Consider the following 15,543-nt stretch of genomic DNA (forward strand, 5'->3'; position numbering starts at 1 on the left):
CACGCGGGCAGCCCGGTAAAGAATACTGTGCTGCTACACGCGGGCAGCCCGGTAAAGAATACTGCCCGGTGTCATACCGGCCGCATACGCGTATAGGTCAACGCCTCGCCGACGTTGGTGACCGTCTTGACTTTGATGCCGTCGGGTATGGGGCCGGCGTCTTCCGGGACGATCGCGTAGTTGAAGCCCAAGCGGGCAGCCTCGGCGAGACGACGACCCAATCCGGCCACGCGTCGCACCTCACCGGCCAGGCCGACTTCACCCAGGATGACCATTCCCGGGGGTAGGGGTTGATCACGCACAGCCGAGGCCACTGCCGCTGCGAGTGCGAGATCGGCGGACGGTTCGCTCGTTCGCATGCCGCCGACCGTCGCCGCATAGACCTCGGCCTTGGACACCTTGACCCCACACCGGCGCTCGAGAACGGCCAGGATCATCGCAACTCGAGCATGGTCGAGTCCGCTGACCGCGCGCCGAGGCGACGGCATCGCGGTGTCGACGATCAATGCCTGCAACTCGGCCAGCAGTGGCCGCTTGCCGTCCATCGTCACAGTGACCGCGGTCCCGGGGACCGCGTCGTTTCGATGGTGCAGGAACAGCCCGGACGGGTCGCTGATGCCGACGATTCCGGTCTCCCGCAACTCGAAGCAGCCCACCTCGTCCGAGGCGCCGAATCGGTTCTTGACGCCGCGAATCATGCGCAGCGTGGAGTGCTTGTCACCCTCGAAATTGAGCACCACGTCGACGAGATGCTCGAGCGAGCGTGGGCCGGCCACCGCGCCTTCCTTCGTCACGTGCCCCACCAGCAGCACAGCGACCCCGGTGGTCTTGGCCAGGGTGGTCAACGCACTCGTGATCGCACGCACCTGGGTGACACCGCCGATGACTCCGTCGACGTCGGCGGCAAGCATCGTCTGCACCGAGTCGACGATCAACAGACTCGGCTTGACCTGTTCCACGTGGCCGAACACCGTGGCGAGATCGGACTCGGCGGCGAGAAAGACGCGATCGTGCACTGCACCGGTACGGTCCGCCCGCAGCCGAACCTGTCCTGCGGATTCTTCGCCGGTCACGTAGAGCGCGCGGCGATCGGGAGCCGAGCGAGCCCACCGATGCACCACCTCGAGCAGCAGCGTCGACTTGCCGACACCGGGTTCACCTGCGAGCAGAACCACCGAGCCGGGCACCAGACCGCCGCCGAGCACGCGGTCGAACTCGTCGATGCCGGTGGTGTTGGCTTGGGACGAGGCACTGCTGATGGTCGTCAGAGCAGCTGCGGGTGTCGTCGGGATCATCGCCCCGCCGCCGGAACGCAGAGCCGACGCGCCTGCACGGCTGGTCAGGGCAGCTGCAGTGGCCTGAACCTCGTCCATCGAGCCCCAGTTACCGCATTCGGGGCACCGTCCGACCCATTTCGAAACCGAGTGATGGCATGCGGAGCAGCGGTAGCTCGACTTCAGTTTGACCACGTCGGAAGCCTAACGATCGGCACCGACAGGTCCGCTCACCTCGAACCGAGGTGTCAGTGTCCGCCGCTGTGCTCGGATACTGCCTCTTCGGAGCGCTCGAGCTCGTGACCGGCGTCGACCGGCACGTTGACGACTACTTCGCCAGCGTTGGCGAAATCGAACGTCACCGGCAAGGTGAGGCCGGGCCGGACGTTCTCGCTGATGTCGGCCATCTCGACCTTGATCAACTGGATCGGCAGGAGGGGATCGTCGAGCTGAACGTCAGCGGGCGAACCTGCGCCGAGCGCTGTCAGCGGTGCGATCTCGTTACTTCCCGATTCCGCTTCGTCGACGATGGTTACCTGTGCCTCGGGCGAGGAGATCCCGGTCAGTTCGTCTGCGACGGCGGAATTGGAGTTGATGGCGGTGAAGCCGAGCTCGACGGTGCCGCCGGGCTCGATGCTGTACTCCTGCGAGTTGGGGTACACCACGTGCACGTTGCGAAGCTGAATGTCTCCGACGTCGGCGGAGCTTCCGTTGACGGCGGCGACCTGCGTCGCGGTCTGGGAGATCTGGCCTGAGCCGCATGCCGTCAGAGCCAGTGCGCCACCGGCGAGGAGGGCGAGAGTGGTGGCCACTCTGCGATGGCGGCCAAGCGGTGTCGCAGCGTCGATTGCAGTCACTTCGGTCGTCCTCCATGTGGTGCCGGGCCGGCTCGGTCCATCTCGTCCACTAGGCAGAGTAGTAGTTCTCGTCCACCGACCGCTCGTGGGGTCTGCCGGTGGCCCGATGATGCCAGGTGGGGGTGCCTGTCAGCAGAAGAACATGCGGAACGACGCACGCGAAAATGTGGCCTCGGATACACGTCGATGCGTCTGTGTCAACCCCTGATTCGGCATCGCTGTGCCCCTGACCTGCACCGTTGATATCGGGCGTGGTATTCTGGGTAAATCGAAAGGGGCACTTGTCACATGATTTTCAAGGTCGGAGACACCGTCGTTTACCCCCATCACGGAGCGGCGCTGATCGAAGCGATAGAGACACGCACCATCAAGGGTGAACCGAGAGAGTATCTGGTTCTCAAGGTCGCGCAAGGCGACCTCACCGTTCGAGTTCCCGCGGACAACGCGGAGTACGTAGGCGTTCGCGACGTCGTCGGGCAAGAAGGCCTCGACAAGGTCTTCCAGGTGCTTCGGGCACCGCACACCGAAGAGCCCACCAACTGGTCGCGCCGTTACAAGGCGAACCTGGAGAAGCTGGCCTCCGGTGACGTGAACAAGGTAGCCGAGGTCGTGCGCGATCTCTGGCGACGCGAGCAGGATCGCGGACTGTCGGCAGGCGAGAAGAGAATGCTCGCCAAGGCACGTCAGATTCTGGTCGGCGAGCTGGCACTGGCCGAAGGAACCGACCAGGCCAAGGCCGACACCATGCTCGACGAAGTTCTCGCTACAGCTTCCTAGCGTGAACGGTACCCTCTGCGACGTCGTCGCCCTGGTACCCGCTGCGGGCAAAGGCCTTCGACTCGGATCTCACGAGCCGAAGGCTTTCGTCTGTCTGGGTACCGATTCTCTCCTGACGCGCTCGGTGGACGGCTTGCAAGCATCCGGTGCCGTCGACCGGATCGTCGTCATCGTGCCCGCGGATCTGCTCGATACCGCCCGCGACCACGTGGGGGCCGATGTCCTCGTGGTAGCCGGTGGCGTCGAGCGCACCGATTCGGTACGGGCCGGTCTCGCTGCCGTCGGTGATGCCTCCGTCGTGCTGGTGCACGACGCCGCCCGGGCCCTGACTCCACCGACGCTGATCGCTCGCGTCGTCGCAGAGGTGCGCGCCGGACGCTCGGCCGTCATTCCAGTACTGCCCGTCGTCGACACCATCAAATCGGTCGACATCATGGGCGCGGTGGTCGGCACGCCCGATCGCTCGAGCCTGCGCTCGGTGCAGACACCGCAAGGTTTCGATGCCGCGGTCCTGCGCCGGGCGTATGCCGCTGCGACCGACATATCCACCGACGACGCGGGACTGGTCGAGCGCATCGGCGAGACGGTGCACACCATTGTCGGGGACGCCCTCGCATTCAAGATCACCACGCCACACGACCTACTACTGGCAAAGGCGCTGTTATGAGAGTCGGGATCGGCACGGACGTCCATCCCATAGCTCCCGGCCGGCCCTGCTGGCTGGCCGGACTGCTGTTCGAGGACGCGGACGGACTCGAGGGCCATTCCGACGGCGACGTCGCCGCACACGCGCTCTGCGACGCGCTGCTGTCCGCAGCAGGTCTGGGCGATCTGGGGTCGGTTTTCGGCACCGGCCGTCCCGAGTGGGACGGAGTCAGTGGAGCTGCGATGCTGACCGAGGTCAAGCGGCTGCTGGACGCCGACGGATTCGCGATCGGCAACGCCGCGGTGCAGATCATCGGCAATCGACCCAAGATCGGACCGCGCCGCGTCGAGGCGCAGGAAGTCCTCTCGCGCGTGCTCGGTGCGCCGGTATCGGTGTCGGCGACCACCACCGACGGGCTCGGCCTGACCGGTCGCGGTGAAGGAATCGCGGCCATCGCGACCGCACTTGTCATGACGGGGTAAAACCACCGGTAGCATTGCTGGTCGTGACCCTTCACCTACACGACACCGAGACGAGGGCCCTGCGGGAATTCACCCCCTTGGTCCCTGGCCATGCTTCGGTGTATCTGTGTGGGGCAACGGTGCAGGGTGAACCCCACATCGGTCACGTGCGCAGCGGCGTCGCGTTCGACGTGTTGCGGCGCTGGCTGCTGGCGCACGATTACGACGTCGCCTTCGTCCGCAATGTCACCGACATCGACGACAAGATCCTCAACAAAGCTCGTGATGCCGGCCGTCCCTGGTGGGAGTGGGCCGCAACCTACGAGCGTTCCTTCACCTGGGCCTACGACCGACTCGGTGTGCTGCCGCCGTCCGTCGAACCGCGGGCGACCGGCCACATCACTCAGATGGTCCAGATGATCGAGCGGCTGATCGAGGGTGGGCACGCGTACGCCGATCCGTGCGGCGACGTGTACTTCGATGTGCAGAGCTTTCCGAGTTACGGCGCACTGTCCGGTCACAAGCTCGACGACGTGCACCAGGGCGAGAGCGTCGCCGAGGGCAAGCGCGATTCTCGCGACTTCACGCTGTGGAAGGGCGCGAAGCCGGGTGAGCCATCGTGGCCGACGCCGTGGGGCCCGGGCCGACCCGGCTGGCACCTCGAGTGCTCGGCGATGGCGGAGACCTACCTCGGCGCGGATTTCGACATCCACTGCGGCGGGCTCGATCTGGTGTTTCCGCACCACGAGAACGAACGAGCACAGTCCATGGCGGCCGGCGACGGCTTCTCGCGGTACTGGCTGCACAACGGGTGGGTGACGATGGGCGGCGAGAAGATGTCCAAGTCCCTCGGTAACGTCCTCTCGGTGCCGAACGTGCTCAAAAAGGTTCGCCCACAAGAACTTCGGTTCTACCTCGGCGGGGCACACTACCGATCGATGCTCGAGTACTCCGACACCGCGCTCGAGACCGCGGCCGTGACGTATCGGGGCATCGAAGGATTCGTGCGGCGAGCCGTCGAACGCGCCGGTGACGTCCCGATGGGCAAGTGGACCGCCGGATTCGCCGCGGCCCTCGACGACGATCTCGGAGTTCCCAAGGCGTTGGCCGAGATTCACGCCACCGTGACCCTCGGCAACACGGCCCTCGAGTCCGGTGACCTACCGGCCGCGGTGGAGCATGCGGGCAGTGTGCGGGCGATGCTCGACATCCTCGGTGTCGACCCGCTCGATCCGCACTGGTCGGCCGACAGTGGTTCGGACGCAGCAGCTCTCGGTGCCCTCGGCGTTCTCGTCGAGGCGGAGCTGGAGCGTCGAGCAACGGCGAAGGCGACCAAGGACTGGGCCGCAGCCGATGAGATACGCGATCGCCTGGCCCAGGCCGGAGTCGATGTGACAGATACACCCAACGGGCCCGAATGGTCGCTGGGTACGAGCAAGACCGACGAAGCAGGTTTGTGATGGCAGGCAATTCGAGTAGGCGCGGCGCAATCCGCAAGGACGGCACCAAGAAGGGGCAGGTCGCCGGATCCGGCGGCAAGCGTCGCAAGGGCCTCGAGGGCCGCGGCGCGACACCCCCCGCCTCCGAGCGCACCAAGCATCCCGCGGCGCGTCGGGCCAAGCTCGCCGAGAAGTCCGCGCAGAACCGCGGCGGAACGAGCGCGGGACGCGCGGGCGGTCGACCGGCCGGGCGCAAGGCCGAAGACGGACCCGAGGTGGTGCTCGGGCGCAACCCCGTCGTCGAGTGCCTGCGCGCCGGCGTACCCGCTACGGCTCTGTGGGTCGCCGTCGGTACCGACAGCGACGATCGCCTCAAGGAAGCCGTACAACGCGCGGGCGATGCGCGGATCTCCATCCTCGAAGTTCCGCGCTCGGATCTGGACAAGCTCAGCGCCAACGGATTGCACCAGGGCCTGGCCCTGCAGGTGCCGCCGTACCGCTACGCCCACCCCGACGACCTGATCTCGAATGCCCGCACGCATCAGGAACCGGCGCTGCTCGTGGCGCTCGACAACATCACCGACCCGCGCAACCTCGGTGCCGTCGTGCGATCGGTGGCTGCGTTCGGTGGCCACGGCGTCGTGATCCCGCAGCGTCGTAGCGCCAGCGTGTCTGCCGTGGCGTGGCGCACCAGTGCCGGTGCCGCAGCGCGACTGCCCATCGCACGAGCAGTCAATCTGACTCGCACACTGAAGGATTGGCAGTCCAAGGGCGTCACCGTCGTCGGGCTGGACGCGGGCGGCGACACCGACCTCGACACGTTCGACGGTAAGGGACCGGTGGTCATCGTCGTCGGTTCCGAGGGCAAGGGCCTCTCGCGTCTGGTCAGCGAGACCTGCGACCACATCCTGTCGATCCCGATGGCAGGGCCGGTGGAATCACTCAACGCATCCGTCGCGGCAGGCGTTGTGCTGGCCGACATCGCTCGGCAGCGACGGGGCTGAACCTCACACCCTTTCTGTTGACCTCACACCCCTGCTAGTGCTCGAACCGGGGTGTGAGGTCGGGAAAAAGGGTGCGAGGTTGCGCGGGCCTGGTATCAGCCGACAGCGCGGAACCGTATCTGCGTTCCGGGCGTCAGTTGCGCGGCGGCCGACACATCGTCCGCGGTGACGACGGCGATCACCGGATAACCGCCCGTGACGGGATGGTCGGCGAGAAACAGCACCGGCTGCCCGGACGGCGGAACCTGGAGCGACCCGCGAACCATTCCCTCACTGGCCAGTTCGTCGTCGACGGCGCGGGTCAAGGGTGCGGGGCCGTCGAGTCTGATTCCTACGCGATCCGAATCCTGCGTCACCGTCCAAGACTGCTGCACCAGGCTCGATCGAGCATTCTCGGTGAACCACGCCTCGCGTGGGCCGAAGCGGACACACAATGTGTGCGTCGGGGCGGGCGGCGGGACGAAGTCTGCCGCCGGCCAGTCGGTCTTCTCGTCGCCGACCGAGAGCTCGGTGCCCGGGGACAGTGCAGCAGGCCCGATCCTCGACATCGTGTCCGTCGAGCGACTACCCAGTACGACGGGCACGTCGATCCCGCCGCGGACGGCAACGTAGCTGCGCAGACCCCACGTCGGCGCGGACAGTTCCAGTTCCTGCCCCGCCCGCATCATCAGTGTCGAATACAGCCCCTGTTCCGTACCGCCGATACGGCAGGTCACGTGGGCACCGGTCACCGCGACGAGAGTGTCGGACTCGGCGCGCAGCGTCAGCCCACCGAAGGTCACTTCGAGTGTCGCGGCACCGGAGTGGTTGCCTACCAGTCTGTTCGCGGCATCGTGTGACCGAAGATCCGCGGCACCGGAGCGGCCGACACCCAGGGAAGCGTGCCCGGGGCGGCCCCGATCCTGAACTGTGCACAGTGGCCCCACCTGCAGCACCGTGAGCGCACTCATGCCTGCTCGAACCGGACGGTGGTGCCGGGACGAAGCAGCGCGGGAGGATCGCGATCGAGATTCCACAACTGTGCGTCGGTGTGCCCGATCAGTTGCCAGCCGCCGGGGGAGGAGCGCGGATAGATGCCCGAGAATTCCCCCGCCAGCCCCACCGAACCGGCCGGCACGCTGGTGCGCGGTGAACCCCGTCGCGGCACGTGCAAACGAGTGTCGGTGCCGACGAGGTAGCCGAACCCCGGGGCGAAACCGCCGAAGGCGACGGTCCATATCTGATCGATATGTGCGGCAACCACTTCCGAGGTAGACAAGCCCGTCAGACCGGCTACCTCGGCCAGGTCCTCGCCGTCGTAGACGACCTCGACCGTGACGGTGTCGGACCGGTGGGCGTCCGTCGCGTCGACGGGTTCGGTGGCAGCGATCCAGTCGAGTATCGGCTGCCGCGCCCCGTCGAACATCACCAGGACGGTGCGGGCCGCGGGAACGAGATCGACGACGGCGGTCGGTGGATCGAGTGCCAGCGCACGGTAGTGCGCCATCGTCTGATTGAGTCCGTCGAACTCGACCAGCAGTGCATGTTCGCCGGCCGGGAGGATTTTCATCGAACGAACGCAGAGATGTCGATACCGTTGATGCGCAGCAGGTTCGATACTGCGGTGGCCATCGCGACGGCACCGGGGGAGTCGCCGTGCAGGCAGATCGACTCGGCCCGGATGTCGATCGTCGAGCCGTCCACAGCCTCGACCGCACCGTCGGCGATCATCCTCAGGACTCGCTGAGCAACTGCCTCGGGATCGCTGAGCACGGCTCCGGGTTCCGAGCGCGAGACCAGCGTCCCCTGCGCGGTGTAGGCGCGGTCTGCGAAAGCCTCTGCGACGGTGCGTAGTCCGGCCCGCTCGGCCTCCTCGAGGAAGACCGAACCGGGGAGGCCGAGGACCGGCAGGGTCGCGTCGTACGAGGTGACGGCGTCGACCACGGCCCGCGCCTGCTCGCGGTGATGCACGATCGTGTTGTACAGCGCCCCATGGGGTTTGACGTAGGCGATGGCAGATCCGGCAACCTGGGCGAGCGCGTCGAGTGCGCCCATCTGATAGATGACGTCGGCGGTGAGATCTGCCGGGGCGACGTCGAGGAAGCGTCGACCGAATCCGACGATGTCGTGGTAACCCACCTGTGCCCCGATGCGCACCCCGCGGCCGGCGGCGGCACGGCACGTATGCAACAGGGTGGTGGGATCACCGGCGTGAAAGCCGCACGCAACGTTGGCACTGGATACGAGGGCGAGCATGGCGTCGTCGTCGCCCAGAGTCCACGCTCCGTAGCTCTCTCCGAGATCGGCATTGAGATCGATGGCCGTCACCCTTGGAATCCTAGGCGGCGTTGACATCCTAGGCGGCGACGAGCCGTCCGGAGTTGGCCTTTCGCGTTGCCCCGATGCCGCGGCAGAGGAGGTAGATCACGAAGGAGATGGTCGTGACGAACGTCGAGACCGGCAGGCCGGGAGCGAGGGAGAGCAGGATGCCGCCGACGGCCGCGATCTCGGCGAACAGGATGGACAGCAGGGTCGCCTTGAGCGGGCTGGCCGTCACCCGGGCGGCCGCAGCGGCCGGGGTGATGAGCAATGAGAGCACCAGCAGCGCACCGACGATCTGCACGCCCAGCGCACAGGCAACGCCGACGAGCACGGCGAACACCACCGACAGCGCCCGGACGGGGACGCCTCGAGCCAGCGCCACCTCGGGGTCGGTGCTGGCGAACAGCAGCGGCCGGTAGACGACGGTGAGAACGATCAGGACCAGTACGGCGCACACGAGCAAGAGCTGGATGCCGCTCTGTCCGACCCCGACGATCTGGCCGATGAGCAGTGAGAAGCTGGTGCCGGTTCGGCCCGGGTAGAGCCAGATGAACAACACCGACAGGCCGAGGCCGAAGGACATGATGACGCCGATGACCGAGTCGCGGTCGCGGGCCTTGGTGCCGAGCAGCGCGAACATCACCGCTGCGACGACCGACCCCACGATGGCCCCGAGCCCGACCGTGATGCCGACGAGCAGGGCAGCCGAGGCGCCGGTGAGCGAGAGTTCACTGGATCCGTGCACCGCGAACGCCCACTGGCGGCTGACGATCAACGGTCCGAGGGCGCCGGCGAGCAGTCCGAGAATCGCGGCCGCGATCAGCGCTTGCTGAACGAAGTCGTAGGTGAGCAGGTTGGCGGTGGTGTCGAAGTCGAACATTTTCGAGAACGCGTCGAGAACTTTCTCGTTCATGCCTTGTCTTCTCCGTTGTGGGGCACGGGTGCGTGATGCGCACCGGCCGAGCCGAGGGCGTCGATGGAGTCGCCGGTTCCGACGACCACCAGTCGGCCGCGAACCTTCAACACCTCGACCTCGGTGCCGTAGAGCTCGGACAGGACCTCGGTGGTCATGACGTCCTCGGGAGTTCCGATGCGGAACCGGCCGTCGACGATATAGACGACGCGGTCGACGAGCGGAAGGATCGGGTTGATCTCGTGAGTGACGAACAGAACGGCAGTCTCGTGCTCCCGCCGTCGGCGATCGATGAGGCTCGAGACCAGCGACTGGTTGGCGAGGTCGAGGCTCAGTAGCGGCTCGTCGCACAGCAATACCGAGGGGTCGCCGACGAGCGCCTGGGCTATCCGCAGCCGCTGCTGCTCCCCGCCGGACATCGAGCCGACCGGCGCGCCCGCGAAAGAATTGGCGTCGACCTGATCGATCGCACGCTGGACGGTCTCCTTGCGCTGCCGCATTCCGCGCAGGCCCATGCCCCACTTGTGGCCGTCCCAGCCGAGGCCGACGAGATCGCGTCCGCGCAGCGGCAGATCGTCGTCGATGTTGCGTTGCTGGGGGACGTAACCGACGCCCGACTGACCGCGACGGACGGGATTGCCGTCGATCGCGGCCGTGCCGGACGTGAGGTTGTTCTGGCCCAGCAACACCTTGAGCAGAGATGTCTTGCCCGACCCGTTGGGCCCGAGAACGGCGACGAACTCGCCCTTCTCGACCGTCAGGTCCAGGTTCTGCCACAGCGTGCGCTCACCGAACGCCAGTCCGGCATCGCGCAGTTCTACAGCAGGCATGTACTACAGCTTTCCATCACGCTCGTCGGGTTCAGGAGGCGGTGGTGAGAGCGGCCTGCAGATCCGTCGCGGCCTTGGTCTGCCATTCGATGTACGTCATGCCTGCGGGCAGCGTTTCGGTGACCTCGACGACGGGGATGCCCGCGGCCTCGCTCGTGGAGCGAATGTCCTGGGTGACGGCGTCCTCGGTCTGGATGTTGTAGACCAGCGCGCGAACGGACTTGGACGTGAACAGATCTCGCGTTGCGGCGATGGAGGCTGGCGACGGGTCGTTGCCTTCCTCGATGGAATCCTTGAAGTCCTCGGGGGTGCGATCGTCGAGATCGGACTCCTCGATCAGGTAGTGCGCGATCGGTTCGGTCTGGGCCACCGGCGCGTTCGGGAAATCGGCGGCGATCTTCGCCGTCACGTCGGTGATGGCGTGGACCTGCTCGTGGAAGGTCTCGGCGTTGGCGGTGTACTGCGCGGCGTTGTCGGGATCGAGCTGACCGAGCTTCTCCGCGATCTCCTCGGCGGTGTGCGCTGCCACCTCGGCGTTGTACCAGACGTGTTCGTTGACCTCGCCGTGGTCGTGGCCGTCCTCCGCTGTGGGTTCGGCCGCTGCCTCGGTCGTCGTTTCCGAGCCGTGATCGTGGCCGTCCTCGAGCAACGTGAAAGCGTCGACCGACGGCACGTCCTTACCTTCGGAACCGAGGATGTCCTCGATGAACTGGTCGTATCCACCGCCGTTGTAGACCACGAGCGACGCCTCGGCGACGGCAGCCGCGTCGCCCGGGCTCGCCTCGTAGGAGTGGGGATCGGCGGAGGGGTCGGAGATGATCGACGTCACTGTCGCGAGGTCGCCGGCCACTGCCTCGGCGACGCTTCCCCAGACGTTGGTGGACGCGACGATCGTGATCGGCCCGTCGACGGCGGTGGCCGGTGCGGACTCGGTGCCGGCAGTATCGCTGGAGCTGCAGGCACTCAATGTGAGGGCAGCGGCGCAGGTCAGGCCCAATACGGCCGTGATCTTGGTCCGGGACGCGCGATGGTAGGACGACATCGATGTACTCCTGATGGGCAAGGCTTGGCGCTAATGGAAACCGTTACCGTTGTACTCTAACGCTCATCGGGGTCCTCGATCGAATCGGACGAAGGCGACCTCGAGTTTCTTCGACGTGCGTTGTGGGACTAACGTCCCGGTAATGGCCAGGTCGAGTGAACCGCGACGTCAAGCGACGTTGGCGTCGATTGCTGCCGAATTGAAGGTCTCTCGCACCACCGTCTCGAACGCATACAACCGCCCCGATCAGCTCTCGCCCGAACTGCGCGAACGCGTTCTGCAGGCAGCCAAGCGGCGCGGCTACGCCGGCCCGGACCCGGTCGCGCGCTCGCTGCGCACCCGCAAGGCCGGAGCGATCGGGCTGCTCCTCACCGAGGCGCTGAGCTACTCCTTCCGCGACCCTGCCGCGATGAGCTTCCTCGCCGGTCTCGCCGAATCCTGCGAAGCCGCGGGCCAGGGCTTACTGCTCATACCCGCCGGTGCCGAACGCGACGACGTCCAAGCCGCCGCCGTGGTGCAACAGGCAGGAGTCGACGGATTCGTCGTGTACTCCGTCGCCGACGACGATCCCTATCTCGCTGCAGTCCGTGAACGGCACCTTCCGATCGTCGTCTGCGACCAGCCGCGCAACATCCCCGAGGCCGCCCTCGTCGCCATCGACGACCGAGTGGCAATGAAAATGCTCGCATCGCATCTGATCTCGCTCGGTCACGAGCATCTCGCCGTGCTCTGCATGCGCCTCGGACGCGACCGCCGCGATGGCGTCGTACCCCCGGGACGGCTGGCGGACAGTCACTTCCACGTGCAACGCGAACGCATCGCCGGTGTGCAGGCGGCCATGATCGACGCCGGACTCGACCCCGATACCCTCACCGTCGTCGAACGCTTCGACCACACCGTTCGCTCCGGCCACTCCGCGGCCGCCCAAGCTCTGCAGGCCAATCGCGAAACCACGGCGCTGCTCTGCACCACCGACGTCATCGCCCTCGGCGCACTCAACTTCGCACGAGTCTCCGGAATCGATGTGCCGAGCCAACTTTCGGTGACCGGATTCGACGGTATCTCCGACGCCATCCGAGAGAACCTCACCACCGTGCGCCAAGACGCCGAGGAAAAAGGCCGTCGAGCCGGGAAACTGGTGCTCTCGTCCTCGCACTCGGGCATCGTCGCCGCCGAAACTCTGCCGACCGAACTCTTCCGCGGACGAACGGCCGGACCGCCGCCGGATCAGCCGCCCGCAATCGCCTGAGCGGCCCGCGCTGCTCGCCCTCCAGCCCGCCCCCGCCGGCCCGCCACCCGCTCACTCCCGTCTGTCCGCCCCCGGTTCAGGATCAATGTGGGTTTCAGTCGGTCTGAGTGCAACAAAGGCGCATTCATCCGAACCGGGGTCGCTGTGCCGGGTCGTGCGGGTACGGGGGTGGGGCGGGGCCAGAGGGTCAGGCAGGCTGAGCGCTGAGCAATCTCGCACAACGCAGCAGACCCAGGTGACTGTAGGCCTGCGGATGGTTGCCGAGAGAGCGTTCGGCGATGGGGTCGTATTCCTCGCTGAGCAACCCTGTCGGTCCGGCTGCGCTGACGAGTTGGGCGAACAGGGCCTCGGCTTCGGCGCGTTGCCCCACCAACAGGTAGGCCTCGACGAGCCAGGCGGCGCAGAGATGGAAGCCGCCTTCACCGCCGGGGAGACCGTCGTCGTGGCGGTAGCGGTAGACGGTGGATCCGCTGCGCAGTTCGGTCTCGGTGGCGGTGACGGTGGCCGCGAAGCGCGGGTCTGCCGCATCGATCAGGCCGGACAGACCGATGAACAGGGTCGCGGCGTCGAGGTCGGTGCCGTCGTAGGCTGCGGTGAAGGACTGCACCTCGTCGTTCCAGCCGTTGGCGAGAACTTCCTCGCGGATTTTCTCGCGCAGGGGTGCCCAGTTCGGTTCGGCTGTGCGACCGAAGGTTTCGGCCAGTCCGATAGCGCGGTCGACGGTGATCCACCCCATCACCTTGGAGTAGACGTGGTGGCGGGGATTGTCTCGGATTTCCCAGATGCCGTGATCGGGCTCGAACCAACGTCGCTCGACGGCTTCGACCATCGCGCGGACGAGTTCCCAGTCGTCGTCGGACAGGCCGTTCTCGGACCCCGCGGCTTTGCGCGCATGGGCCAGCGCGGACACCAGTTCGACGATGGGGCCGAAGACGTCCAGCTGAACCTGTTGATTGGCAGCATTTCCCACACGTACCGGACGTGATCCGGCGTACCCGGGCAGTTCGTCGATGACGGCTTCGGGAGGAAGTCCGAGACCCCAGATGGTGTACAGCGGGTGCAGACGCTCGGGACCCGATACCGATTCGAGTACCCCGTGGATCCAGGACAGGTAGTTCTCGGCCTCGGCCGTCGATCCGACGTCGACCAATGCGGCAGCGGTGAGGGCCGCGTCGCGCAGCCAGCAGTAGCGGTAGTCCCAGTTACGCACTCCGCCGATGTCTTCGGGCAGTGACGTGGTGGCGGCGGCCATGATCGAACCGGATTCGGCGTGCACCAGGCCGCGCAGAGTCAGTGCCGAGCGCTTCATCAGATCGCGCTTGAGCGGAGGCAGGTCCAGGCCGTCGGCCCAGTCCTTCCAATAGGCCTCGGCGGCGCGACGACGCTCCACCTCTGCCCAGGGGTGCTCGCTCAGATCGTCTGTGCCGAGCCGCAGTTCGAGGACGATCGGCCCGTTCGAGGGATCGACCTCGGCGTGGGCGGACTGCTGGGATCCGTCGGAGACGATGTTCCAGGTGACGCCGGGACTGCGGAGAACCATCGGATCTGCGGTGCCGAGTATTCGTAGGCCGTCGGCATCGGGTTCCAGTGAGGCCCAGGCTTTTCCGAATTCCGGACGCGGCGCGAAGGTGACGATGGCGGGAGCCTTGCCGCTGATGACTCGCGTCAACGCGGTCTGTCCCTGGCCGATGTCGTGCGGGAGGTAGTCGGTGACCTGCAGGCTGGCCCACTTGGTCTGCACCGTCATCGTGCCGTCCACGTACTGCTGGCTCAGGGGGAGCGACGCCCGGACGGGTCCGACGCTGAAGTGACCGGCCTGATCGCCGCCCAGCAGGTGCGCGAACACTGCTGCGGAATCCGGCTCGGGATGGCAGAGCCAGGTGACGTCTGCATCGGGTGTCAGCAGTGCGACGGCGTTGGGGCTGGCCAGCATCGTCAGTCGTTCGATGCGTGGGGCGTCGGCACCGGACAACCACTGCCGACGCTCTTCGAGCAGGAAGGCCAATGCCAGCGCCACGTGTTCGGTGCTGTCGATGCGGAATTCGGCCAGGGTGTCGCCCGGTCCGATCTTCACCCCGATGTCCGGCCCGTGCAGGTGCCCGAATGCCTTCTCGTCGGTGACGTCATCGCCGAAAAAGACTGCGGCAGTCGATGCTTCCTGATGACGGAGGATGTCGAGGGCGACGCCTTTGTCGGTGATGATGACGGCCAACTCGATGACGGACTTGCCCTCGGTCACCTGAACGCCGTCGCGTGCTGCCGCGCCGGAACGCACAGCGGCGAGTGCTTCGTCACCGGCGGTGGGCTCGGCGTTACGCACGTGTAGCGCGACGCTGGCCGGCTTGGTCTCGATGCTGACGCCGGGATGGGCGTCGGCGATTGTTTGCAATTCGCCGGTGATCAGGGTGAGGAGCTTCTTGGCGTCGTCGTCGATGGCGTTGACGAATCCGGCATCGAACTCGCTGCCGTGGCTGCCCACCAGCTGCACCTCGGACGGCAGCCGCGAGAGAATCGCAAGATCGCGCAGGGCGCGCCCGGAGATCACGGCGGCGTTGGTGCCGGCCAAGGAGGCGAGCCCGCGCATCGCGCTGACGGACTCGGGGTGCGGGAAGGCCTTCTGTGGGTCCGAGACGATCGGAGCCATGGTGCCGTCGTAATCGGATGCGACGAGCAGACGCGGGGTCCTCGCTACTCCGACGAGCGCGCGGCGAAGTTCGAGCGGCAATTCGAGAGCAGTCACGCGTCGAATC

Annotated in this window: 15 protein-coding genes; 6 read left to right on the forward strand and 9 right to left on the reverse strand. The window is 66.5% G+C overall.

All coding sequences use genetic code 11. From position 1 onward, the window contains the following. Window positions 1-71 precede the first annotated feature (71 nt). Together radA and ACFI9K_RS07695 are read right to left on the reverse strand one after the other, a co-directional pair. On the reverse strand, window positions 72-1,469 hold the full coding sequence (gene radA / locus ACFI9K_RS07690) for a DNA repair protein RadA (RefSeq protein WP_462662946.1): 1,398 nt from the start codon (window positions 1,467-1,469) through the stop codon (window positions 72-74). Window positions 1,470-1,522: 53 nt separating this feature from the next. Continuing rightward, window positions 1,523-2,131 (reverse strand): copper chaperone PCu(A)C, encoded by a 609-nt coding sequence (locus ACFI9K_RS07695; RefSeq protein ID WP_462662947.1) that lies wholly within the window; start codon window positions 2,129-2,131, stop codon window positions 1,523-1,525. 288 nt (window positions 2,132-2,419) lie between these two features. On the opposite strand from ACFI9K_RS07695, the gene ACFI9K_RS07700 reads away from it, so the two are divergent. The 5 genes from ACFI9K_RS07700 to rlmB are packed head-to-tail and all read left to right on the forward strand — an operon-like array spanning window position 2,420 to window position 6,458. After that, on the forward strand, window positions 2,420-2,908 hold the full coding sequence (locus ACFI9K_RS07700) for a CarD family transcriptional regulator (protein WP_027494344.1): 489 nt from the start codon (window positions 2,420-2,422) through the stop codon (window positions 2,906-2,908). A 1-nt stretch (window position 2,909) separates the two neighbouring features. Then, on the forward strand, window positions 2,910-3,575 hold the full coding sequence (gene ispD, locus ACFI9K_RS07705; RefSeq protein WP_462662948.1) for a 2-C-methyl-D-erythritol 4-phosphate cytidylyltransferase: 666 nt from the start codon (window positions 2,910-2,912) through the stop codon (window positions 3,573-3,575). Beyond that, entirely contained in the window at window positions 3,572-4,036 is a 465-nt protein-coding gene (gene ispF, locus ACFI9K_RS07710) for a 2-C-methyl-D-erythritol 2,4-cyclodiphosphate synthase (protein WP_462662949.1), read from the forward strand. Before ispD ends, ispF begins: the two co-directional genes overlap by 4 nt. A 23-nt stretch (window positions 4,037-4,059) precedes the next feature. Next, entirely contained in the window at window positions 4,060-5,475 is a 1,416-nt protein-coding gene (gene cysS, locus ACFI9K_RS07715; RefSeq protein WP_462662950.1) for a cysteine--tRNA ligase, read from the forward strand. Beyond that, window positions 5,475-6,458 (forward strand): 23S rRNA (guanosine(2251)-2'-O)-methyltransferase RlmB, encoded by a 984-nt coding sequence (gene rlmB / locus ACFI9K_RS07720; RefSeq protein WP_462662951.1) that lies wholly within the window; start codon window positions 5,475-5,477, stop codon window positions 6,456-6,458. The genes cysS and rlmB overlap by 1 nt, the downstream gene beginning before the upstream one ends. Before the next feature lie 95 nt (window positions 6,459-6,553). Here rlmB and ACFI9K_RS07725 read toward each other — a convergent pair whose 3' ends face one another. The 6 genes from ACFI9K_RS07725 to ACFI9K_RS07750 are packed head-to-tail and all read right to left on the reverse strand — an operon-like array spanning window position 6,554 to window position 11,544. Next, the gene (locus tag ACFI9K_RS07725; protein WP_462662952.1) at window positions 6,554-7,408 is read right to left on the reverse strand and encodes a 5-oxoprolinase subunit C family protein; all 855 of its coding nucleotides are present in this window, start codon (window positions 7,406-7,408) and stop codon (window positions 6,554-6,556) included. Continuing rightward, the gene (gene pxpB, locus ACFI9K_RS07730) at window positions 7,405-8,007 is read right to left on the reverse strand and encodes a 5-oxoprolinase subunit PxpB (protein WP_462662953.1); all 603 of its coding nucleotides are present in this window, start codon (window positions 8,005-8,007) and stop codon (window positions 7,405-7,407) included. Before pxpB ends, ACFI9K_RS07725 begins: the two co-directional genes overlap by 4 nt. Then, window positions 8,004-8,765, reverse strand: a complete 762-nt coding sequence (locus ACFI9K_RS07735; RefSeq protein ID WP_462662954.1) for a LamB/YcsF family protein — start codon at window positions 8,763-8,765, stop codon at window positions 8,004-8,006. Before ACFI9K_RS07735 ends, pxpB begins: the two co-directional genes overlap by 4 nt. Before the next feature lie 28 nt (window positions 8,766-8,793). Then, window positions 8,794-9,672, reverse strand: a complete 879-nt coding sequence (locus tag ACFI9K_RS07740) for a metal ABC transporter permease (protein WP_222095200.1) — start codon at window positions 9,670-9,672, stop codon at window positions 8,794-8,796. Further along, the gene (locus ACFI9K_RS07745) at window positions 9,669-10,502 is read right to left on the reverse strand and encodes a metal ABC transporter ATP-binding protein (RefSeq protein WP_462662955.1); all 834 of its coding nucleotides are present in this window, start codon (window positions 10,500-10,502) and stop codon (window positions 9,669-9,671) included. Before ACFI9K_RS07745 ends, ACFI9K_RS07740 begins: the two co-directional genes overlap by 4 nt. Window positions 10,503-10,533: 31 nt before the next feature. Beyond that, window positions 10,534-11,544, reverse strand: coding sequence for a metal ABC transporter solute-binding protein, Zn/Mn family (locus ACFI9K_RS07750; protein WP_462662956.1), 1,011 nt, complete (start codon window positions 11,542-11,544; stop codon window positions 10,534-10,536). A 142-nt stretch (window positions 11,545-11,686) separates the two neighbouring features. Here ACFI9K_RS07750 and ACFI9K_RS07755 point away from each other — a divergent pair, with 142 nt between their 5' ends. Beyond that, window positions 11,687-12,793 (forward strand): LacI family DNA-binding transcriptional regulator, encoded by a 1,107-nt coding sequence (locus ACFI9K_RS07755; RefSeq protein ID WP_462662957.1) that lies wholly within the window; start codon window positions 11,687-11,689, stop codon window positions 12,791-12,793. Window positions 12,794-12,980: 187 nt separating this feature from the next. On the opposite strand, the gene otsB is transcribed toward ACFI9K_RS07755, so the two are convergent. Continuing rightward, window positions 12,981-15,533 carry a trehalose-phosphatase gene (gene otsB / locus ACFI9K_RS07760; protein ID WP_462662958.1) on the reverse strand — a complete coding sequence of 851 codons (2,553 nt, stop codon included), beginning with the start codon at window positions 15,531-15,533 and terminating at the stop codon, window positions 12,981-12,983. Between the last annotated feature and the right edge of the window lie 10 nt (window positions 15,534-15,543).

Source organism: Rhodococcus sp. PSi06, assembly GCF_054960675.1.

Coding starts and splice junctions, on each gene's coding strand:
- ACFI9K_RS07700 (WP_027494344.1), top strand. CDS start 2,420: ATGATTTTCAAGGTCGGAGACACCGTCGTTTACCCCCATCACGGAGCG.
- ispF (WP_462662949.1), top strand. CDS start 3,572: ATGAGAGTCGGGATCGGCACGGACGTCCATCCCATAGCTCCCGGCCGG.
- rlmB (WP_462662951.1), top strand. CDS start 5,475: ATGGCAGGCAATTCGAGTAGGCGCGGCGCAATCCGCAAGGACGGCACC.
- ACFI9K_RS07725 (WP_462662952.1), bottom strand. CDS start 7,408: ATGAGTGCGCTCACGGTGCTGCAGGTGGGGCCACTGTGCACAGTTCAG.
- pxpB (WP_462662953.1), bottom strand. CDS start 8,007: ATGAAAATCCTCCCGGCCGGCGAACATGCACTGCTGGTCGAGTTCGAC.
- ACFI9K_RS07740 (WP_222095200.1), bottom strand. CDS start 9,672: ATGAACGAGAAAGTTCTCGACGCGTTCTCGAAAATGTTCGACTTCGAC.
- ACFI9K_RS07745 (WP_462662955.1), bottom strand. CDS start 10,502: ATGCCTGCTGTAGAACTGCGCGATGCCGGACTGGCGTTCGGTGAGCGC.
- ACFI9K_RS07750 (WP_462662956.1), bottom strand. CDS start 11,544: ATGTCGTCCTACCATCGCGCGTCCCGGACCAAGATCACGGCCGTATTG.
- ACFI9K_RS07755 (WP_462662957.1), top strand. CDS start 11,687: ATGGCCAGGTCGAGTGAACCGCGACGTCAAGCGACGTTGGCGTCGATT.